Origin of the sequence: Natrinema longum (assembly GCF_017352095.1) — an archaeon.
Taxonomy (GTDB): domain Archaea; phylum Halobacteriota; class Halobacteria; order Halobacteriales; family Natrialbaceae; genus Natrinema; species Natrinema longum.
Genome location: NZ_CP071463.1, coordinates 2,947,610 through 2,966,645, shown reverse-complemented (window position 1 = coordinate 2,966,645; position 19,036 = coordinate 2,947,610). Strand labels below are relative to the sequence as shown.

The 19,036-nt window shown below is 64.9% G+C and carries 23 protein-coding genes and 2 tRNA genes; 8 read left to right on the top strand and 17 right to left on the bottom strand.

Annotated elements, in window-relative coordinates:
* Positions 1-168: 168 nt before the first annotated feature.
* The 14 genes from rpsB to moaA all read right to left on the bottom strand — a co-directional run bounded on the left by rpsB (position 169) and on the right by moaA (position 7,719).
* On the bottom strand, positions 169-978 hold the full coding sequence (gene rpsB, locus J0X27_RS14625; protein ID WP_207269894.1) for a 30S ribosomal protein S2: 810 nt from the start codon (positions 976-978) through the stop codon (positions 169-171).
* Complete coding sequence (eno, locus tag J0X27_RS14620) at positions 975-2,180, bottom strand: phosphopyruvate hydratase (protein ID WP_207269893.1); 1,206 nt, start codon at positions 2,178-2,180, stop codon at positions 975-977. The genes rpsB and eno overlap by 4 nt, the downstream gene beginning before the upstream one ends.
* A complete protein-coding gene (locus J0X27_RS14615) occupies positions 2,177-2,362 on the bottom strand; it encodes a DNA-directed RNA polymerase subunit K (protein WP_097379966.1) in 186 nt (61 codons plus the stop codon). The genes eno and J0X27_RS14615 overlap by 4 nt, the downstream gene beginning before the upstream one ends.
* A gap of 4 nt (positions 2,363-2,366) precedes the next feature.
* Positions 2,367-2,561 carry a DNA-directed RNA polymerase subunit N gene (locus J0X27_RS14610; protein ID WP_207269892.1) on the bottom strand — a complete coding sequence of 65 codons (195 nt, stop codon included), beginning with the start codon at positions 2,559-2,561 and terminating at the stop codon, positions 2,367-2,369.
* Positions 2,562-2,573: 12 nt separating this feature from the next.
* Positions 2,574-2,972 (bottom strand): 30S ribosomal protein S9, encoded by a 399-nt coding sequence (locus J0X27_RS14605; protein WP_207269891.1) that lies wholly within the window; start codon positions 2,970-2,972, stop codon positions 2,574-2,576.
* Entirely contained in the window at positions 2,966-3,412 is a 447-nt protein-coding gene (locus tag J0X27_RS14600; RefSeq protein WP_207269890.1) for a 50S ribosomal protein L13, read from the bottom strand. Before J0X27_RS14600 ends, J0X27_RS14605 begins: the two co-directional genes overlap by 7 nt.
* Entirely contained in the window at positions 3,409-3,762 is a 354-nt protein-coding gene (locus J0X27_RS14595; RefSeq protein ID WP_207269889.1) for a 50S ribosomal protein L18e, read from the bottom strand. The genes J0X27_RS14600 and J0X27_RS14595 overlap by 4 nt, the downstream gene beginning before the upstream one ends.
* 156 nt (positions 3,763-3,918) lie before the next feature.
* Positions 3,919-4,003, bottom strand: a tRNA-Leu gene (locus J0X27_RS14590).
* Between the two features lie 129 nt (positions 4,004-4,132).
* The gene (locus tag J0X27_RS14585) at positions 4,133-4,882 is read right to left on the bottom strand and encodes a DNA-directed RNA polymerase subunit D (RefSeq protein ID WP_207269888.1); all 750 of its coding nucleotides are present in this window, start codon (positions 4,880-4,882) and stop codon (positions 4,133-4,135) included.
* Positions 4,883-4,885: 3 nt separating this feature from the next.
* Positions 4,886-5,275: a 30S ribosomal protein S11 gene (locus J0X27_RS14580; protein ID WP_097379971.1), complete on the bottom strand. Its 390-nt coding sequence runs from the start codon at positions 5,273-5,275 to the stop codon at positions 4,886-4,888.
* A gap of 1 nt (position 5,276) precedes the next feature.
* On the bottom strand, positions 5,277-5,798 hold the full coding sequence (locus J0X27_RS14575) for a 30S ribosomal protein S4 (RefSeq protein WP_207269887.1): 522 nt from the start codon (positions 5,796-5,798) through the stop codon (positions 5,277-5,279).
* Positions 5,798-6,325 (bottom strand): 30S ribosomal protein S13, encoded by a 528-nt coding sequence (locus J0X27_RS14570; protein WP_097379973.1) that lies wholly within the window; start codon positions 6,323-6,325, stop codon positions 5,798-5,800. The genes J0X27_RS14575 and J0X27_RS14570 overlap by 1 nt, the downstream gene beginning before the upstream one ends.
* Positions 6,326-6,397: 72 nt before the next feature.
* Positions 6,398-6,480, bottom strand: a tRNA-Ser gene (locus J0X27_RS14565).
* 267 nt (positions 6,481-6,747) lie between these two features.
* Positions 6,748-7,719, bottom strand: coding sequence for a GTP 3',8-cyclase MoaA (gene moaA, locus J0X27_RS14560; protein ID WP_207269886.1), 972 nt, complete (start codon positions 7,717-7,719; stop codon positions 6,748-6,750).
* Between the two features lie 211 nt (positions 7,720-7,930).
* Between moaA and J0X27_RS14555 the strand changes: the two genes are divergently transcribed.
* A complete protein-coding gene (locus J0X27_RS14555; RefSeq protein ID WP_207269885.1) occupies positions 7,931-8,146 on the top strand; it encodes a hypothetical protein in 216 nt (71 codons plus the stop codon).
* Positions 8,147-8,217: 71 nt separating this feature from the next.
* Here J0X27_RS14555 and J0X27_RS14550 read toward each other — a convergent pair whose 3' ends face one another.
* Both J0X27_RS14550 and J0X27_RS14545 read right to left on the bottom strand, forming a co-directional pair.
* Positions 8,218-11,157 (bottom strand): RtcB family protein, encoded by a 2,940-nt coding sequence (locus J0X27_RS14550; protein WP_207269884.1) that lies wholly within the window; start codon positions 11,155-11,157, stop codon positions 8,218-8,220.
* Positions 11,158-11,269: 112 nt separating this feature from the next.
* On the bottom strand, positions 11,270-11,752 hold the full coding sequence (locus tag J0X27_RS14545) for an archease (RefSeq protein ID WP_207269883.1): 483 nt from the start codon (positions 11,750-11,752) through the stop codon (positions 11,270-11,272).
* A 155-nt stretch (positions 11,753-11,907) separates the two neighbouring features.
* Between J0X27_RS14545 and J0X27_RS14540 the strand changes: the two genes are divergently transcribed.
* On the top strand, positions 11,908-12,384 hold the full coding sequence (locus tag J0X27_RS14540; protein WP_207269882.1) for a GNAT family N-acetyltransferase: 477 nt from the start codon (positions 11,908-11,910) through the stop codon (positions 12,382-12,384).
* Positions 12,385-12,429: 45 nt separating this feature from the next.
* On the opposite strand, the gene J0X27_RS14535 is transcribed toward J0X27_RS14540, so the two are convergent.
* Positions 12,430-12,966: a winged helix-turn-helix domain-containing protein gene (locus J0X27_RS14535; RefSeq protein ID WP_207269881.1), complete on the bottom strand. Its 537-nt coding sequence runs from the start codon at positions 12,964-12,966 to the stop codon at positions 12,430-12,432.
* Positions 12,967-13,125: 159 nt separating this feature from the next.
* Here J0X27_RS14535 and J0X27_RS14530 point away from each other — a divergent pair, with 159 nt between their 5' ends.
* The 6 genes from J0X27_RS14530 to bcp all read left to right on the top strand — a co-directional run bounded on the left by J0X27_RS14530 (position 13,126) and on the right by bcp (position 18,966).
* Complete coding sequence (locus tag J0X27_RS14530) at positions 13,126-13,341, top strand: heavy-metal-associated domain-containing protein (RefSeq protein ID WP_207269880.1); 216 nt, start codon at positions 13,126-13,128, stop codon at positions 13,339-13,341.
* 6 nt (positions 13,342-13,347) lie between these two features.
* Entirely contained in the window at positions 13,348-15,375 is a 2,028-nt protein-coding gene (locus J0X27_RS14525; protein WP_207269879.1) for a heavy metal translocating P-type ATPase, read from the top strand.
* A 64-nt stretch (positions 15,376-15,439) separates the two neighbouring features.
* On the top strand, positions 15,440-16,102 hold the full coding sequence (locus tag J0X27_RS14520; RefSeq protein WP_207269878.1) for an FmdE family protein: 663 nt from the start codon (positions 15,440-15,442) through the stop codon (positions 16,100-16,102).
* A gap of 123 nt (positions 16,103-16,225) precedes the next feature.
* Positions 16,226-17,401: a DNA primase small subunit PriS gene (priS, locus tag J0X27_RS14515; RefSeq protein ID WP_207269877.1), complete on the top strand. Its 1,176-nt coding sequence runs from the start codon at positions 16,226-16,228 to the stop codon at positions 17,399-17,401.
* Positions 17,398-18,408: a DNA replication complex subunit Gins51 gene (locus J0X27_RS14510; protein WP_207269876.1), complete on the top strand. Its 1,011-nt coding sequence runs from the start codon at positions 17,398-17,400 to the stop codon at positions 18,406-18,408. Before priS ends, J0X27_RS14510 begins: the two co-directional genes overlap by 4 nt.
* Before the next feature lie 84 nt (positions 18,409-18,492).
* Positions 18,493-18,966 (top strand): thioredoxin-dependent thiol peroxidase, encoded by a 474-nt coding sequence (gene bcp, locus J0X27_RS14505; protein WP_207269875.1) that lies wholly within the window; start codon positions 18,493-18,495, stop codon positions 18,964-18,966.
* The last annotated feature ends 70 nt before the right edge of the window (positions 18,967-19,036 follow it).

The following is a 19,036-nucleotide window of genomic DNA, read 5'->3' as shown; positions in this document are numbered from 1 at the left end:
CTGACCGAATACCGGCGTTGCGGTCAGTGTGGCAATCGTTCCAGTGGCTACTATAGCGACCGATACCCGCCCGAGCGCATTCGAGTCGCCGGCTCGCAACTCGGCCACGATCCGGCCGCTACCCGGCTATCGAACGACGAGAAAACGAACAGTGCCGAAATCGAACGGTTATACGGTACTTTCGAAGTCCTCGAGCGAGTAGGACGGCTCGGCACCGCGTCGGTCGAGGACCTCGTTGGCGAGCAGCCAGTAGACGACCGAGAGGGCCTTGCGACCCTTGTTGTTCGTCGGGACGACGAGGTCGACGTTACTGACCTGGTTGTTCGAGTCACACATCGCGATGACCGGGATGCCGACCGTGATGGCCTCCTTGACGGCCTGGGCGTCGCCGATCGGGTCGGTGACGACCAGTACGTCCGGCTCGATGTAGCCGTCGTACTTAGGGTTCGTCAGCGTCCCCGGGATGAAGCGACCGGTCCGGGCGCGAGCGCCGACGGCTTCGGCGAACTTCTCCGCCGGGAACCGACCGTACTGGCGACTCGAGGTGACGAGGATCTGCTCGGGGTCGTAGTTCGCGAGGAAGTCCGCGGCCGTACGGATACGGCCGTCGGTCTTCGAGACGTCGAGCACGTAGAGCCCGTCGGTTCGGACGCGGTGGATGAACCGCTCCATGTCCTGAGTCTTTTGCTGGGTCCCGATGTGGACGCCAGCGCCGAGGTAGTCCTCGACGGGGATGAGGAGGTCGGCCTCCTCGTCGGACATCACGTCGTCGTCGAGGGTCGGCCCGGCATCCTCGCTTTCGGCGTCGTCGGCTTGTTCTGCGTCGGCCGTGGGTGCTCCCTCGGCGTCGGCGGACTGTTCGTCTACTGGCTCGACGTCGTCGGCGTCGGCGGCGGGGCCAGCCCCTTCGGCTGGCTCCTCGTCGATCGCCTCCTCGGCGGCGTCGAGCCCTTCCTGGGTTGCATCGTTCTCTGTCATGTCGCGTCGTCTGCGATTCGAATGAGCTCGTTGAGCTTTGCAGTTCGCTCGCCGCCGACGGCACCCGTCTTGATGAAGGGGGCGTCGGTCGCAACAGCGAGGTGTGCGATCGTCGCGTCTTCGGTCTCGCCCGACCGATGGGAGACGACCGAATCGTAACCGTTCCGCGTCGCGAGTTCGATCGCGTCGAAGGCGTCCGTCAGCGTCCCGATCTGGTTTGGCTTGATCAGGATGCTGTTTGCCGCGCCGCGATCGATTCCCTCGACGAGACGCTCGGTGTTGGTGACGAACAGGTCGTCACCACAGACCAGCGTCTGATCGCCGACCTCGTCGGTGAGGTCGGCGAAGGCGTCGTAATCGTCCTCGTCGAGAGGATCCTCGACGTAGACCAGATCGTACTCCTCGACGAGTTCGGCGATGTAGGCGATCTGCTCGTCGGTGTCACGGCTGCGGTCGCTGTACTCGTACGTCCCGGAGTCGGAATCGTACAGTTCAGCGCCGGCCACGTCCAGCCCGAAGCCGATGTTGAAGCCGACCTCGTCGGCGACCATCGAGACCGCTTCGTCGACGACCTCGAAGGCCTCGCTGTCGTCGATCGACGGTGCCCACGCGCCCTCGTCGCCTTTCCCGCACGGAACGTCGCGTTCCTCGAGCAGGTCGGCGACGGCGGCGTGGACGGCCGCGTTGGCGAAGACGGCATCCGCGACGCTGGGTGCGCCGACGGGTGCAGCCAGGAACTCCTGAATGTCGGTCGCGTCGGCGGCGTGTTCGCCGCCACCGACGACGTTCCCGAGCGGAATCGGGGAGTTCTCGCCGCGGAACGTGCCACCGAGGTGCTGAAAGAGCGGTGCACCGAGCACGTCGGCACCGGCCTTCGCGGCGGCCATGGAGATCGCGACCGCGCTGTTGGCCCCGATCTCGGAGAAGTCGTCGGTCCCGTCGGCGGCGTGGAGCGCCGCGTCGACGTCACGCTGGTTGCCCGCGTAGACCTCGCCGACGAGTCGGGGAACGGCGTGTTCCCGGGCCGCGGCGATCGCCTCGTTTGGCGGCCGCTCGACGGCCTCGTACTCGCCGGTGCTGGCACCGCTTGGTGCTGCAGCGCGGCCGAAGCCGCCACTTTCCGTCAGGACGTCCGCTTCGACCGTCGGGTTCCCTCGCGAGTCGAGAATCCGGCGCAGCCGAACGTCGGTAATACGCGTCATTTCCGGTCGTACCCCCGCTTGACGGTAAAGGGAAGCACGTCGGCGTCGTACTCCTCGGCGGCGATGAGGATCGGTTCCGTCTGCTCGGTCTCGATCAACACCGGCGCACCGTAGGAGATCTGCAGCGCTCGAGCGCCGAGGATGCGTGCCTTCTCGTAGCGGTTGTGCTCTTGCTGTTGCATTGGCTTACTGGTACGGGGAGACGATATCGACGAGATCGGTGTGACTGACGAGCATGCGCCGACAGCAGTAGCGGTCGACGCCGAGTTCGTCGAGGACCTTCTCGGGGTCCTCGTCGCCCTCGTTGGCCCGCTCGTCGAACTCCTCCCAGTGTTCGGCGACGACGTTGCCACAGGTGAAACACCGGACCGGTACCATCATGCTTGAATCACCTTAGCGGTAGGACTTCTGGTAGCGCGCCCGAGCGCCCGGGCCGCCCCACTTCTTCGGTTCGGACTGGCGAACGTCGTTGACCAGCAGCGAGCGGTCGAACTCCATGAACGCGTCGCGGAGTTCCGCGTCGTTCGTCTGCTGGACGATCCCGCGTGCGATAGCGGTTCGGACGGCGTCTGCCTGGCCGCTGATGCCGCCGCCTTCGACGCGAACGTCGATATCCATCTCGCCGCGCAGGTCCTCGCCGACGATGCGGAACGGCTCGAGCATCTTGAGGCGAGAGGTCTCCGGTTCGACCAGCTCGACCGGTTGGGAATTGATTCGAACGCGACCCTCGCCTTCGCGCACCGTGGCGCGAGCGACGGCCGTCTTTTTCTTGCCACTCGTGTTGGTTACCATGTGACGTTAGCACCTAACTGTTCGGACACTTCGTGTAGGTGGACGAAGCGGATGTTCGACAGGCGATCCAGCGACGTTCCCTCGAGGACCTCCGACTCGGTGTCGTCGTTCTCGTAGGGGTTGCCGACGTAGACCCGGACGCTGTCGAGTGCCTCGCGGCCGCGAGGTTTCTTGTACGGCAACATCCCGCGAACGGACCGCTTGAAGATCGTGTCCGGTCGTTTGGGATAGTACGGCCCGCGGTCCGAGCCGAGCTGTCGCCGCGTACGGTACGTCTCGAAGACGTCTTCCTTGTCGCCGGTGATGACCGCGTCCTCGGCGTTGACGATCGCGACGCGTTCGCCGTCCAGCGCGCGCTGGGCGACCTCGCTCGCGACTCGACCGAGAATACAGTCCTGTGCGTCGACGACGAGATCCGCGTCGAACTCTGCGAGACTCATCGAATCACCCGGACATCGGAGCCGTCGGGGTTCTCTTCGAGCGCTTGCTCGAGCGGTACTGGGTCGCCGACCTGGTCGATCTTCGTCTCCGCGGACGAAGAGAAGTTGACGGCGGCGACGGTGACGTTCTTCTGTAGTGCGCCGGATCCCAGCACTTTGCCGGGGACGACGACAGTCTCTTCTTCGCGTGCGTATCGCTCGATGCGGCCCAGGTTCACCTCAGCGTGGGTGCGTCGGGGCTTCTCGAGTCGATCCGCAACGTCTCGCCAGACGTCGGCGTCCGCTTCGCGGGACGTCGACTTTAGCTCGGCGATGAGATCGTTGAGCCTCGGATTAGTCTTGCTACTCATTGGTATCCTCCAACTGCTAACTGATCGACGACGCGAGGAACCACGTCGTCGACTGTGGAATCGAAATCGTTGTACTGCCGACCGACACTCGAGGAGCGATCGTGATCGAAACACGATCGACTGCCCTTCGAGTGTCGGTCGGTCGTAGAGAAGTGATGCAGGGAGCAGGATTTGAACCTGCGGACTCCTACGAGACAGCGCCCTGAACGCTGCGCCGTTGGCCTAACTTGGCTATCCCTGCTCGCACTTCCGTCTACCCGTCGCCCCTTCAAACCCCTTTCGATTCCAGTGGAAACGCGATCGCCGGTCTCGTCGCTCACGGCGCCGGCGAGAAGCGTCTCCTGAGTGGGTTGGGGGCGTCGGTTCATATCTATAGCTGTACTGCGTCTTCGAGTTCGGTCGCACGCGCCTCGAGCGTCTCCGCGGCCCGCGTCACGAGCTCCTCGACGGGGAACGAGCCGTCCGTCTCCACGTGGAAGACGAACGCGTTTGGCACGTCCTCGACCCGGACCTCTTTGCCCGGATAGCGATTCGAGAGGTCGTGGTCGAACTCGCTCGTCGGAACGAGTTCGCCGTCGTCCTCGATGACGCCACGGATGATCTGACTCTCTTGGTCCTCGAACTCCGGCAGGTCACCGTCGACCGCCACGCGCTGGAGGTGTCGGTAGCCGACCGCGACCCCGCCCTGATGCTTGGCGTGGTCTTTGCCGCGGTCGATCACGGCGTCGGCCTCGGCCTCGAGGCGCTGGCCGTCCTTGAGTTCGATGATGGGAACGTTCTCGTCCGCGGGTTGGACGAGCTCGTCGCTGCTGACGAGATCGCCGGAGTAGGCGGTTGCCGGCCCTTCGACGTCGATCGAGAGCGTGACCGTATCGTCCTCGGTGAACTCGCCGACCGGCGGCGTCGTCAGCGGGACGAGCCCGAGACGGAGGGCGAGTTGCTCGTCGAACATGACCGACGAGTTCTCGACGAACCGAACGGTATCGACGGCCATCGTCGGCACGTCGGCGACCATCGCCCGACGGATGCCGTTTGCGAACCCGGGTGTCACGCCGCGAACGAGGAATCGTGCCTCACGATCCTCGCGTTCGACGAACTCGACGTCGTACGCTTCAGTCATGATCTAGTAGCCGCCCTTACCTTTCGGAGCGCGCGATCCGTCGTGTGGGATCGGCGTGACGTCCTCGATGCGCCCGATCTCGATGCCCGAGCGGGCGAGCGCGCGGATCGTCGCCTGCGCGCCGGGACCGGGGGACTTCTGGAGGTTTCCGCCGGGGCCACGCACGTGAACGTGCAGGCCCGTGATGCCGGCCGATTTGACCTCTTCGGCGACGGATTCGGCCATCTGCATGGCCGCGTACGGCGACGCTTCGTCGCGGTTCTGCTTGACCGCCGTCCCACCGGAGGACTTGGCGATCGTCTCCGCGCCCGTGAGGTCGGTCACGGTCATGACGGTGTTGTTGAACGATGCGTGCACGTGGGCGATGCCCCACTTTTCGTCGTTCTGGCTCATGTTACTGACCCTCCGCGCGTTCCGGATGCAGTTCGTCCGCGAGCGGACTGTTCTCGTCGAAGGCCACCAGATCCTCTTCGTCGATGTCGACGACGTAAGAGGGGACGAGGTGGCGCTGTCCGTCGACCACGATGTGGCCGTGGGTGATGAACTGGCGGGCCTGCTGGGCCGTGTTGGCCAGTCCGCTTCGATAGACGACCGTCTGCAGTCGACGCTCGAGGATGTCCTCGACCTCGAGCGACAGGATGTCGCCGAGTTCGTCGGTTTCGTCGAGGATGCCGACGCGTTTGAGCCGTCCGAGGAACTCCTCGGAGCGGCGGATGACGACGTCGTCGTCCTGGGCCTGGCCGAGCAGTTCGCGGGCCTCGCGCCGGTAGGAGCGAAGCTCGGACTGGGCTCGCCAGAGCTCTTCTTTGTTCTTGAGACCGTAGCGGTCGACGAGGGAGTGCTCGCTGGCGATGCGTTCACCCTGGTAGGGGTGGTTCGGCGTCTCGTATTGTTTGGTGTCAGTGCCGAGTGGCATTATTCACCCTCGTCCTCTTCTTCGGCGGCGGCCTCTTCGGCCTGTTCTTCGCGGATCTCTTCGACGTTGACTCCGATGGTGCCCTCCGTCCGGCCGGTGGACTTGGTTCGCTGGCCACGGACCTTCTGGCCGCGCTTGTGGCGAGTTCCCTTGTAGGAGTCGATCATCTTCATCCGGTTGATGTCGTGCTGTCGAGTCAACTGGAGATCGTTACCGATCTCGTGGGTCGTTTCGCCGCTGTAGAAGTCGTCCTGGCGGTTGTTGAGCCAGTCCGGAACTTCCGCAGCGTAGTTTTCGACGACCTCGACGACGGTCTCGATGACGTCGTCGTCGAGTCGACCGAACGTCGCCGTTCGGTCGACACCCGCTTCATCGGCGATGAGCCGGGCGGTTCGGCGACCGATCCCGTTCATCTCCGAAAGCGAGCGCTCGACGGACTTCGTCCCATCGAGGTCGGTTTGCCCGATGCGGACGAAGTATCGAAGATCTTCGTCGTCTTCTTGTTCTTGAGGTTCTTCGGCGCTCATATGTCGTGTATCTGTATCTGGTCTGCCTGCGTTGCAAATCGACTGGCGGGAAAGCGCCAGTGAAGTGTCCGACGTTGTGGCGGGGATTCGAACCCCGGAGGCTTGACGCCACATGGTTAGCAACCATGCGCCTTGGGCCGCTTGGCTACCACAACACCGTCGGTCTATCGTCGCCCTCGCGGACTCGGGGATCGCTCCCCTACACGTATTGCACCCGAACCTACCCCCGTCGACTACTTAAGGGCAACGAAAGGTGGCCAGACGGGTGTGAGTCACATACTCGCGGTAATCGCGCTCGCGTTTCGAAAACAGGAACAGAGAACCGGTCTCCGAACGACCGCAGACGGACTCCGGTCGATCAGTGCCGACCCAGCCGCGACCCGCCCTGGAAGTATGCCGGGACCCGGTGACAGCAGCCCGTCTCAAACGCCGGCGTACTCCTCGAGGTACTTTTCGTTGAGCTCCCACTCGCCGTCGGCGTTCTGGACCATGTACTCGCCGTAGTATGGGACCCGGTTCGCGACGACGTCGCGGAAGGCCTCGCGGATTTCCGGCTTCGTCATCTCGCCCATCGACTTGAGGTCGTCGTTGCGGTTGAGACACCCCTTCAGGTGCCCCTCGTGGGTCACGCGGACCCTGTGACAGTTCGCACAGAAAGTCGGGTTCTCGACGGGATCGACGATCTCCACCATCCCGCCATCGACCCAGTACCGCTTTCGGTCGTGCATCTCCCGGTGTTCGATCTCGTCGGCCTGCTCGGCCAGCCAGTCGTGGACCCGCCCGATGTCGATGTTCCACTCCGGCTTCCCCGTCAGCTCGGGCATGTACTCGATCAACTGGAGCTGGAGCCCGTCGTTTGCCGCGACGTGATCGACCATCTCCGGCACGTACCCCGCCGTGTGCTCGAAGACGACCATGTTGAGCTTGACCGGGTCCAGCCCCGCGTCCAGCGCCGCTTCGACTCCCTCGAGGACCTTTTCGTAGGCCCCGCTTTTCGTCACGGCGGCGAAGTCCTCCGGATCGAGCGCGTCCTGGGAGACGTTGACCCGCTCGAGGCCGGCGTCGACGAGATCCGCGGCGCGACCGGGGAGGAACGTCCCGTTGGTCGTCAGCGAGACCTCCATCTCGTCGGGCGTGCGTTCGATGATCTCCTCGAGATCCTGTCGGAGCATCGGCTCTCCACCCGTGAACTTGACCGCGTCGACGTCGAACTCCGCGGCGACCTCGAGGAACCGAACGACGTCGTCGGTCGACATCTCGTCGTCCTGTGGATCCATCGGTCCCCGGGTATCCCCCAGCCCTTCGTTGTGACAGTAGACACAGTCGAAATTACACCGATCGGTGAGGGAGACGCGAACCCCAGTAACCTCCCGACCGAATTCGTCGGCGAGCATGCCACCGAGTTGCATCCGGATCCGCTTAAACGCGCCGGGGATTTCGACGTCTCGTAACCGGTTTCGGTTCACAAATGGTGTCAGCCCGTTGGCTGGATCGGTGTCTCGCCCAGTCTGCTGCTCGTCGACGGGACGGTGGTCGAGACGGACACGGTCTTCGGCGGTTTCGATCGGCGGAAGAACTACCCCAATTCCGACCGAACGAGCGCCCATGGACGAGGACATGCTCGCCGACCAGCGTCGCCTCGTGGAACTCATCGAAGCGGAGGGCTGGGACGTCACCGACCTCGAGATTTCGGCCTACGACAGCCCGTGGGCCGACGAGGACGACCCGGAAGCGACCGTGACGATCACTGCTCGGAAACCGTACGAGGGCGACGACGACGGGACTGACGAAGACGACGAAAGTCCGTATCGGCTGAAGTGAGGAGCAAACGCACCGACGATCGGTCCAGTTCTTCTCCTTCGATCCGTTCGGAATAGTGCTGTCTTCCCAACTTAGCCCTTGATGTTACACACCGGGAACGTCCGCGCGACCTTGTCGCCGATGCCGAGTTCGTCCGAGACGCGGACGACCTCGTCGACGTCCTTGTAGACGCCCGGCGCTTCCTCGGCGATCGTGGCTCCGGACTGGGCCTTGACGTAGATCGCCTGCTGGTCCTCGAGGTCCTGCTGGACGTCGCCGCCCCAGAACTCGTTTTTCGCCTGGGTGCGGCTCATCAGCCGCCCCGCGCCGTGTGCGGTCGACCCGAAGGTGAGGTCCATCGAATTCTCCCCCCCGCGGAGGACGTAGCTGCCCGCGCCCATACTGCCGGGGATGATCACCGGCTGACCGACGTCGCGGTAGGCGTCGGGCACCTCGGGGTGGCCGGCGGGGAAGGCCCGCGTGGCACCCTTGCGGTGGACGTAGAGTTCGCGCTCCTCGCCGTCGACTCGCGGCTCGACGCCGCTCGCTCCGTCCGCGGAGTGCGGCTCCGCGCTCACCGTGTGCGTTTCCTTCTTCGCGATGTTGTGAGCCACGTCGTAGAGTAACTCCATCTCCATGGCCTCCCAGGAGCGATCGAACACGCGCTCGAAGACCTGCCGCGTGCGGTGCATGATCAGCTGTCGGTTGACCCACGCGAAGTTGATCGCCGCGTTCATCGCGCCGTAGTAGTCCTCGGCGAGTTGTGACCCCGCGGGCGCGGCCGCGAGTTCCCTGTCGGGCAGCCGGTCCAGCAGTCCCTTGTGTTGTTGCTCGATCTTCCGCAGGTAGTCGTTACAGGTCTGGTGGCCCAGTCCGCGGGAGCCACAGTGGATCAACACGACGATCTGGTCTTCCTCGAGCCCGTAGGCCTCGCCCACGCCCGAATCGAAGACGTCGGTCACGCGCTGGACCTCGAGGAAGTGGTTGCCCGACCCCAGCGAGCCGATCTGGTTCTTCCCGCGGTCTTTGGCTTTCTGGCTCACGTTGTCCGGCTCCGCGCCCTCGCGCCTCCCTTCGTCCTCGCAGTGGCGCAGGTCGTCTTCGACGGCGTGGCCGTTCTCGAGGGCCCAGTCGACCCCGCGCGCGAGGATCTCGTCGATGGTATCGACGCCGGCTTCGACGATCCCGCCGCCGCCGAGGCCCGATGGGATGTTGGCGAAGAGCGAATCGACGAGTTCCTCCTCGTGGCCCCGCACGTCGTCGTAGGTCAGGTTGGTCCGCATCATCCGGACGCCACAGTTCGAAACCACGAATCCGTCGGCGACGAAGTTGTGAGCGTCGTGTGTGACACCGATATCGTACACTGGCTGCTCGCCGAGAGGTTCGATCGATCTGATCCGGGTTCGAACGCTGCAGTCATCACGCACGGAGACTGACTCACAGTACTCCTCGAACCCGGGGAAATCGGCGGGTGGCCGCGGCCGGCCCGACCGTCCACTCCAGATACTGCGTTCGATGAATCGCTCGTTGATATCGAACTCGGCTTTGATCTCGGCTGGAGCCGTTCCGCCGTCGGCCATCGCTTTCGCTCGTTCGGAGATCGACAGTCGGCGGTCGATTACCGCTTCCTTTCGCTTGAGGTACTGCAGTGCCGCGATCGATTTGCGCTGCTTTTCGGCGTTGTACCGGTAGCCGACGGTCGAGAAGAACCGGATCAGGTTTTCGGAGTCGTTCTTGATCCCGAGACGGATCCGAACCGTCTCGTGGTCGCCGTTCGAATCAGTTTCGAAGCGTTCGATTTCGTTCGTTTCGATGTCGATGTCGCCGAGGAACGACGCCAGCTCCGTCATGAATTCCCGACCGGCGTCAGCCACATCAGCGGTCCGCGTCTGCGACACCTTTGGACAGTACAGGTTCTTGTCGTGCTGGGCAGCGGGCGTGTTCATCTCGGCACCGAAGTAGGCGGACGCGTACAACGCTTTTTGCCAGTCGGCTAGCCTGTTGAAATACCACGGTGTCGTGAAGTCGGACTCGATCTTCCGTCCGTCAGGTGCGCCGAGTTCCAGCAGCATCTTTTGGAACGCCTTCGACGTCGCACGAACGCTGTACTCCGTCGTCTCGAACGCGTTCCCGTCGATATCGTGAGATCGATCGCGTTCGTAAATCTTCGACGCGGTAAAGCCGATCGCTTCGATATCGTCTTGGATCGCCTCGAGATCCTCGGAATCCCCATAGAACCACGTCTGACCGTCGTTTCCGATCGCACCGTCACCAGTGTGAAATCCGACGAGTTTGAGGAATCGATTGAAGGCGTCATCCGTCGATTTCAGCGGAAGGAGATCACGCTCCGTAAGCGCGCGCAGGAGCTGTGAATTCTCGTCGGCGAAATCGTCTTTGCTAAGCACCGTAAATTCCGTCGGTTCCTCGTCCGGCAAGCCCTGAAACGGCTGGATAGCTACCTGATCACCTTCAGTGAGTTCTCCGAGCGGCCGCATTCCATCCGGGGTTCGGAAGGGATGATCCGCCGTCGCCTCGATTCGATCGCCTGTTTCCGTCTCGACTTCGTATACTGTCGCACCGTCACGCTCGGTGAATAGACGGATCGACGATGGCGTGAGTTCGTCATCAGCAACCATTACCTTTTCCTCCTCGAAGCGATTCTCGAGCTGTTCGATCGGAACCCGGCGGCCGTGCTCGAGGAGAACCTCCGTCTCCCCCGAGAGACAGTTGATGTCGTAGCCGACCGCGCCCGGCGAAATACAGCCGTTCTCGGCGTCGAGCGCCCCGACCCCGCCGACCGGGAAGCCGTAGCCCTGATGCCCGTCGGGCATGCAGATCGCGTGGTTCGTGATCCCCGGCAGGTGGGTCGTGTTCGTGATCTGCTCGAGCGTCTTGTCGTCTTTGATTTCCTCGAGCAGTGCTTCACTCGCCAGTACCCGCGCAGGGACGCGCATATCGCCTTCCTGTGGGATCTCCCAGACGTACTCGCGCACCCGCTCGAGCGTGATGCCGTTGGCGTCGAAGGTTGTCATACGCGGAACTCGGGTGGCAGCGATGAAAGATGTTCGTCTCTTCGGTCTCTCCGATAGTCACTGTCACTGTCACCGTCGGACCGCGAATCCGGTTCCGGCATCCGGGGCGCGGTCACACGTCGAAGACGACGTACGCCTCCCAGCCGCCGGTTTCGTTCCCGTCGGTCTCGACGGGCTCGAGTCGCATCTCGGAATACGTCACGGCCTTGATCTCGCGGGCGTCGATCTCGACGAGTCCGACGCCGCGGGCGCTGGCGTCGAGTTGCCACTCGTCGGATCCGTCGCCCGCCGCCCCACCACCGTCGGCCGAGCGATCGGGTGTCGACGGCGGCGCGATCGACTCGACGCGGTGGTCGACGGGGAGTTCCGCCCGGACGTCCCGCAGGTAGATCAGTTCGTCGAGGTAGTCGAACAGCAGCGCCTCGCGGCTCTCGGCTGTGACGGTGAGGGGAAACCGGTCGCCGGCGTCCGCCGGAATCCCGTCACACGATGCGGCCGCGAGGCCGTCGGCTACCGCCGCGAAGACCGCCTCGAGCGAGTCGCCGGTCGCCGACACCGCGATGTCGGCCGTGTGGTCACACAGGTCGAATCCCATCGTAGCGTCCCTTCGACGGCCGGTAACCTATGCTCGTTGTTTCGGCCGTCGGTTCGCTCCGATCGAACGGACAGCGCGGCGAACAGGTCGCCTCCGACGGTCGACGACATCGGCTGCCGGTGGAATTATATTGACGACGCTGGTAGTGTATGGTAGTGAGCGTCAACATCGACAGTCGGGTCGTCGCGCCGGGGAGCGACGACTTCGTCGACCAAGCCTGGCAGCTAAAGGAGGAGATCAACCGTCAGGAAGGTGTGCTCAAGCAGCGACACGACTTCTTTACTGACGCGTATCGCCGGTCGAAAGTACACTGTTACGTCCAGAAGGGGGACCTCATCGGCTTCGCCGCCGTTCGACGCGACGGCTACATTCTCTTTCTCGCGGTCGACCCCGAATTCCGCAGCGAAGGCGTCGGGAAACGCCTCGTCGCCCACGTCGCGGACGACCACGATACGATCACGTGTCACGCTCGGACGAGCAACGAGAACGCCCTCCAGTTCTACGAACATCTCGGCTTCGAGATCAAACGCCGGATCGACGGCTACTACGAGGACGGCGGCGACGCCTACTACCTGAAACTCGGGGCCGACGTCGGTATCGCCGACCGGATTTCCGATCTGATACGGCGTTAAAACGGGACGCTACTGATCGGCGAGACGACCATCGGCCGGACGGAACTACCGTACGGGGTCGTCTCGAAGGGTTCCCGCCACGAACGCCCGTCGAAGGATCGTCAACAGCAGGTACGTCTCGTACTTCTGGCTTCGACAGTGCTCACAGGGAGCCATCTCGTCGGCGATCCGATCCAACGTGTCGCCGTGGGTCGCCTCGAGGTCCGCGACGAGCGCTGCGATATCGGGTGCGAGCTCCTGGGCCATCGAGTCGACGTCCGCCCGTGCGTCCTCGGGCAGCGCGTACGAGAGGACGATCGTATTCGCGCGGTAGTACTTCGTCGTGCCGCCGTTTCGCTCCTCGAGGCGGGCGACCTCGACGAGGCCGGCATCGCGGAGTTCGTTGACGTGGTGGCGAACCGTATTGAGCGTCCGGTCGTACCCCCGTCCCGCGAGTGCCTCGTCGATCTCCGTCACGGAGCGTGTCGTGTCGGCGAGCATGTCGAGGATCATCGCACGGACCGGTTCGTCGACGGCGCTCGAGACGTTCGTATCCCGGACCGCGATGTCGTCGATCGTCACGTCCGACGTGAATTCGGGCATCGGTTACACGGTCGTTGGGTGGCGATCCGTATAAGTCGCTCAGGCCGCGCGACCGTCTAGACGAGTCGTTTCACCGGTGGAAACGACCGTGATAGAAGTCAAACAAGTCATTTGAGCTATATATTTACGGACGGGGTTCGTACGAGCATTCGAGCACCGATGACCCAGATCACCGAATACCGCGTCACCGACTTCGATTGTCCGACGTGTGCGAGCAACGTCGAACGAGCCCTGTCGAAAGCGGACGGCGTCGAGCGCGTCGAGGTCCACTACACGACCGGTCGCGTCGAAATCGAGTTCGACGAGACGGCCGTCGACGCCGATCGCCTCGAGCGAGCCATCACGAACCAGGGGTACACGCCCCGTCCCCGGTGACCGACCGTGAACGTCGAGCGATACGTCCGGACCCACCGAACGCCGATCGTCGTCGCGGCCAGCGGCCTGCTGCTCGCCGTCGGCTGGAGCGTCGGCACCGCCCACGACCTGCCCCGAGTGAGCGCGGCGCTGTTGCTCATCGCGGCAATCGTCGGCGGATACGACGTCGCCAAAACGGCCTACTACACGCTGCGTACCGGAACCGTCGGGATCAACACCCTCGTCACGCTTGCCGCGCTCGGGGCGATCGTCATCGGCGAGTACTGGGAGGCCGCCGCCGTCGTCTTCCTGTTCTCGCTGGGCAACTACCTCGAGGCACGGACGATGAACAAGACCCGGTCGGCACTCGAGGAGTTGCTCGAGATGACCCCGGACACGGCGATCGTCCGCCGCGATGGCGCAACCGAGGAAGTCCCCGCTCACGAGGTCGAACCCGGTGAGACCGTCATCGTCAAGCCGGGCGCGAAGATCCCCGTCGACGGCGAGGTCGTCGACGGCGAGCGCAGCGACGGGTCGGAGGCCCTTCGAGCGAACGGGGACCCCGTGAGCACGGTCGATCAGGCTCCCGTCACCGGCGAGAGCGCGCCCGTCCCCAAGGCCGCGGGCGACGAGGTGTACGCGGGGACGATCAACCAGGAGGGAGCCCTCGAGGTCGTCGCGACCGGCACCGGCCAGGATACGACCCTCGAGCGGATCATCCGCCGCGTCGAGGAGGCCCAGGAGGCGAAAGCGCCGGCGGAGACGATCATCGAGCGGTTCGCGGCCTACTACACGCCCGCGATCGTCGTGCTGGCGGTCGGGTCCTACGCGATCACCGGCAACGCCGTCACGGCGTTGACGCTGCTCGTCATCGGCTGTCCCGGCGCGCTTGTCATTGGGCCGCCGGTCAGCATCGTCAGCGCCATCGGGTCGGCGGCGCGCTCGGGCGTCCTGATGAAAGGCGGCGAACACCTCGAGACCGCCGGCAAGATCGACCTCGTCGCGTTCGACAAGACCGGAACGCTGACCGAGGGCGAGCCGACCGTCTCGAGCGTCACGGGCTTTGGCCTCGACGAGGACGCCGTGCTCCGCACCGGGGCCATCGCCGAGAAGAAGAGCGAACACCACCTCGCGGACGCGATCCTCGCGGCTGCCCGGGACCGTGATGGCTCTGGTCTCGCCACCGACGGCGGTGCCGTCGAATCCACTGCCGGTGGCGTCGACCTCGAGCGGGACGCGCCGCCGATTCCCGATCCCGACGAGTTCGAGGTCGTCGCGGGCAAGGGCGTCGTCGCGAGCCACGACGGGCGGCGGATCGTGGTCGGCAACCGCGCGCTCCTCGCCGAACGCGAGATCGACGTTGCGGACCGGATCGCCGCCCAGGTCCGCGAGTACGAGGAGCGCGGCGAGACGGCCGTCTCAGTCGCCCTCGGCGGCGATATCGTCGGCGTCATCTCGATCAGGGACGAACTCCGGCCCGCCGCAGCGGACGTCGTCGCGGCGCTGCAGAACGCCGGGAGACTCGATACGCCTCGTCCATCGAGCCCTGCGCTCACTACGTTCGCACAGGACGCCGGCGTCCGAACGGTGATGCTGACCGGCGACAACGAGCGGACCGCTCGCGCCGTCGCCGAGACGGTCGGAATAGACGACTACCGCGCGACGCTGCTCCCCGAGGAGAAACAGGCGGCGATCGAGTCGTTCCAGCGGGAGGGCCACGTCGTCGCGATGGTCGGCGACGGGATCAACGACGCGCCGTCGCTGGCGACCGCCGACGTCGGGATCGCGATGGGCGCGGCGGGGACCGACACCGCCATCGAGACTGCAGACATGGCGCTGATGGCCGACGAGTTGGCACGCATTCCCTACGCCGTCGGACTCAGCAAGGCGACCCGGTGGAACGTCACGGAGAACGTCGCCATCGCGGTCGCGACGGTCGGTCTACTGTTGGCCGGCGTCTTCGCCGGCTACGTCCACATGGCCAGCGGCATGCTCGTCCACATCGGCAGCGTCCTGCTGGTCATCCTCAACGGGATGCGGCTGTTGCGGTACTGACAGCTCCCCGATGCCGTCGCGAATCGAACCACACGAACGATCCACACAGCACATCGATCCATCCATGAGCAACTCCACCAACGAATCCGACCCCACGAACCGAGACCGAACCGACTGGAACGTCGACTACGATATCGATCCGATCCGACTGCGAGACCCCGCCGCCGAGGCCCTGGCCGTCCTCGAGCCCGGCGATCCGATCGTCATCACGTACGCGGACGTGGTGAAAGCGGCGGGCCACTCCTGTCCCACGGCGGCTGGCGCGTACCGGATCGCCAAGGCGGGCCTCGAGGCCCTCTACCCCGGCGACGAACTCCCGGTCCGCGGCGACGTCGAAGTACTCGCCGGCGGACCGCGGGACGACCCCGCCTACGGCGTCACCGCGCGCCTGATCTCGTACGTGACGGGTGCCGCGGGCGAGGACGGATTCGCCGGACTGGCCGGCGGCCACGGCGGCCGGAAGAACCTGCTTCACTACGGTGCCATCGGCACCGACGGCATCGCCTTCGAATTCACGCGCACGGACACGGACGAGACGGTTCGGGTAATCTACCACGTCGCGGACGTCCCATCCGGCGGCCCGGCCGTCGACAACCTGCCGAAACTGATCGACGGCACCGCGACCGACGCCGAACGCGAGGCCTTCGCCGAGGACTGGCACGGTCGCGTCGACGCGGTCCTCGATGGTGATCGGTACGTGACCGTCGATTCGCCGTCCAGTGACTAAGCGAGCGCGGCGCGAAGCAACACGGGACACGAGCCGCTCTCGATCGGTTCCCCTGTGTCGTCCCCCCACGAGGTCGAACATTCGGCAAGATTATACGCCCCCATCCACGACTACTCGAGTCGTATGGAGGAGCGAACGAGGGCCTATCTGCGGGGGCGATTCCGCGACCACTATCGACGGACGGAGATCACGCCGCCGCCCGCGGCCAACGAACGCGAGTGGGGGTACATCCCCTGGACCGAGGGGCCGGACACGACGATGGTCCGCCACCGTTCGCTGCTCGAGTTGGGCGATCTCTCCGAGTTTCTCGTCCGAAAGCGCCCGCGACACGTCTACTTCTCCGCGGGACGCTTTCGCGACCCCGGCGCGAGTTCGATGCACGAGAAAGACTGGCAGTCCGCCGATCTCGTCTTCGATCTCGACGCCGACCACCTGCCCAGCGTGACGCTGGGCGAGGACAGCTACGGGGAGATGCTCGCGAAGTGTCAGGACGCCCTGCGTCGGCTGCTCGAGTTTCTCGAGGACGACTTCGCGTTCGAGGACCTCGAGATCGTCTTCTCGGGCGGCCGGGGCTACCACGTCCACGTCCGCGACGAGAACGTCCTGCACCTCGAACGGGAACACCGCCGAGAAATCGTCGACTACGTTCGGGGCATCGGCCTCGAGTTCGAGGAACTGATCGAGACCGAGACCGTCGCCGGACTGGGACGGAAGACGCCGACGGAACGGCGCACCCTCCAGATCGAGGGGGGGTGGGGCGCTCGGACCCACGACCACTTCATGGGCTTCGTCGACGAGTTGCTCGAACTCGAGGAGGATGCCGCACTCGAGCGGCTCCAGTCGTTCGACGGCATCGGCGAGGGAAAGGCCCAGGCCACGCTGAACGCGGCCCGCAACAACCGGGAGCAACTCGAGGCGGGCAACGTCACCGTCCACACCGCCGTCGCGCAGTTGGCCGAGCGGTTCGCGAGCGAGGCCGTCGAGCAGGACAACGCTCCGATCGACGAACCGGTTACGACGGACACGAACCGGCTGATCCGGCTGCCGGGCAGCCTGCACGGCGGCAGCGGGCTGCAAACGGTCCGACTCGAGCGCGACGAGATCGCGGACTTCGATCCCCTCGTAGACGCCGTCCCGGAGACGTTCGTCGGCCACGAAATCACCGTCGACGTGAGCGATGGCGGCGAGGTCGAACTCGGAGGAGATACCTTTACGGTCTCGGAGGGTGACCAGTCACTACCCGAGTACGTCGCCGTGTTCCTCATGGCACGTGGCCGCGCCGAGAAGGAGAAAGAATGAATCTAGACGAACTGCGTTCGGTCCAGAGCAAGGAGCGCCAGAAGGACAGCCTCCAGAACCTGCGCCCTTCCTTCTACCAGGAGGTCGGCGAGTACATCGCCGACCTCGAGGACGAACGCGATCGCGTCGCCGAGCGGGCCGAGGACCCTTTCTCCTCGCCCGAAGTCGGTCGACTCACCGACGAGATCGAGACCGCCAAGGACGTCGTCGAAGCGATCTACGAGCGCCGGATGGGGAAACTCGTCAAGCAGGCCAGCCTCGCCGCGGCCGGAATGGCGGCCGACGACGAGGGATTGACCGCCGAAGAAGCGGCTCTCTTCGACGACCTCGTCGACCGCATCGGCGCGAACAAGAGCCGCGTGCTGGACGTCCTCGAGGGCACCGAGGAGCCGGCCGTCGCCCCCGACGCGGCCACCGACTCCGCGAGCGGCTCCGATCCCGCTGGGGCAGCTCCCCCCCACGATGGCGAGTCGCGATCCGAGACGCAGTCGCCACGCGACGCGACCGCGGACGACGTCCCGCCGGCTCCCCCCGAGGAACCACCGACGGACGTCGGCGCTGCAGCCGCCGACGGACCGAAAGCGGACGAGGCAAGCGGCGTCTCCCCCGCGGACGTCATGGGCGGGACCGGCCGTTCGATCGATCAGGCGGACGCGAGCGGCGGCGATCGGACCGACGCCGCCGGGGAGCCGACCGGACAGGCCGAACGGCCGTCGGAGCACGCACGGGACGACCGACCTGCAGATCCCGACGAGACACCGCCGCCGTCGGATCCGGAGGCAGCTCCCAGCGGGACGGCCGGCTCGAGCCCCACCGACGACACCGCCGACTCGAGTCCCACCGACGCTGCCGTCGACCGGACGACGGTCCGCATCACCAGCGATATCGGCGCGATTCTCGGCGTCGACGACCGGGAATACACCCTGACGACCGACGATGTCGTCACACTGCCCGAACAGAACGCCGCTCCCCTCGTCGATCGAGAGGCCGCCGAACGACTCGAGTGAGCGCCAGGTCCCTCCCCGGCCGGATCGCAGTCGGGTGTCGTGTGAAATCGTAACGCATACATTACCCCTCGCTAACTCGCATGCATGCTCGATGTCGGCGACGAGGCACCCGAGTTCGAACTGACAAATCAACACGGCGAGACCGTCACCCGCTCCGATTTCGAGGGGCAGCGACTCGTCGTGTACTTCTATCCCCGTGCTAACACGGAGGGCTGTACGACCGAGGCCTGCGGGTTCAACGACGCGCTCCCGCGCCTCGACGACCTCGACGTCGCAGTCGTCGGCATCAGTGACGATCCCGTCGACGATATCGCCGACTTCGCGGCCGATTACGCCCTCGAGTTCGATCTCCTGTCCGACGAGTTCGGCGAAGTCGCGACGCTCTACGACTCCTACGGTGAGAAGCGAATGTTCGGGAAGACGTTCGATGGCGTCTTCCGGAACACCTACGTCGTCGGTCCGGACGGGCGGATCGAGGCAGTTTACGAAGGCGTCTCTCCTGACGGCCACGCCGACGAGGTCCTCGCGGATCTCCAGCCGGCGGACATCGCACACTGACGGCGTTTGCGGGCGTTTCGTCTATCGTCCCAGTATACTACCAGTAGTGTTATTATCAATTCTCGTGAAC

Coding starts and splice junctions, on each gene's coding strand:
- rpsB (WP_207269894.1), bottom strand. CDS start 978: ATGACAGAGAACGATGCAACCCAGGAAGGGCTCGACGCCGCCGAGGAG.
- eno (WP_207269893.1), bottom strand. CDS start 2,180: ATGACGCGTATTACCGACGTTCGGCTGCGCCGGATTCTCGACTCGCGA.
- J0X27_RS14615 (WP_097379966.1), bottom strand. CDS start 2,362: ATGCAACAGCAAGAGCACAACCGCTACGAGAAGGCACGCATCCTCGGC.
- J0X27_RS14610 (WP_207269892.1), bottom strand. CDS start 2,561: ATGATGGTACCGGTCCGGTGTTTCACCTGTGGCAACGTCGTCGCCGAA.
- J0X27_RS14605 (WP_207269891.1), bottom strand. CDS start 2,972: ATGGTAACCAACACGAGTGGCAAGAAAAAGACGGCCGTCGCTCGCGCC.
- J0X27_RS14600 (WP_207269890.1), bottom strand. CDS start 3,412: ATGAGTCTCGCAGAGTTCGACGCGGATCTCGTCGTCGACGCACAGGAC.
- J0X27_RS14595 (WP_207269889.1), bottom strand. CDS start 3,762: ATGAGTAGCAAGACTAATCCGAGGCTCAACGATCTCATCGCCGAGCTA.
- J0X27_RS14585 (WP_207269888.1), bottom strand. CDS start 4,882: ATGACTGAAGCGTACGACGTCGAGTTCGTCGAACGCGAGGATCGTGAG.
- J0X27_RS14580 (WP_097379971.1), bottom strand. CDS start 5,275: ATGAGCCAGAACGACGAAAAGTGGGGCATCGCCCACGTGCACGCATCG.
- J0X27_RS14575 (WP_207269887.1), bottom strand. CDS start 5,798: ATGCCACTCGGCACTGACACCAAACAATACGAGACGCCGAACCACCCC.
- J0X27_RS14570 (WP_097379973.1), bottom strand. CDS start 6,325: ATGAGCGCCGAAGAACCTCAAGAACAAGAAGACGACGAAGATCTTCGA.
- moaA (WP_207269886.1), bottom strand. CDS start 7,719: ATGCTCGCCGACGAATTCGGTCGGGAGGTTACTGGGGTTCGCGTCTCC.
- J0X27_RS14555 (WP_207269885.1), top strand. CDS start 7,931: ATGGACGAGGACATGCTCGCCGACCAGCGTCGCCTCGTGGAACTCATC.
- J0X27_RS14550 (WP_207269884.1), bottom strand. CDS start 11,157: ATGACAACCTTCGACGCCAACGGCATCACGCTCGAGCGGGTGCGCGAG.
- J0X27_RS14545 (WP_207269883.1), bottom strand. CDS start 11,752: ATGGGATTCGACCTGTGTGACCACACGGCCGACATCGCGGTGTCGGCG.
- J0X27_RS14535 (WP_207269881.1), bottom strand. CDS start 12,966: ATGCCCGAATTCACGTCGGACGTGACGATCGACGACATCGCGGTCCGG.
- J0X27_RS14530 (WP_207269880.1), top strand. CDS start 13,126: ATGACCCAGATCACCGAATACCGCGTCACCGACTTCGATTGTCCGACG.
- J0X27_RS14520 (WP_207269878.1), top strand. CDS start 15,440: ATGAGCAACTCCACCAACGAATCCGACCCCACGAACCGAGACCGAACC.
- priS (WP_207269877.1), top strand. CDS start 16,226: ATGGAGGAGCGAACGAGGGCCTATCTGCGGGGGCGATTCCGCGACCAC.
- J0X27_RS14510 (WP_207269876.1), top strand. CDS start 17,398: ATGAATCTAGACGAACTGCGTTCGGTCCAGAGCAAGGAGCGCCAGAAG.
- bcp (WP_207269875.1), top strand. CDS start 18,493: ATGCTCGATGTCGGCGACGAGGCACCCGAGTTCGAACTGACAAATCAA.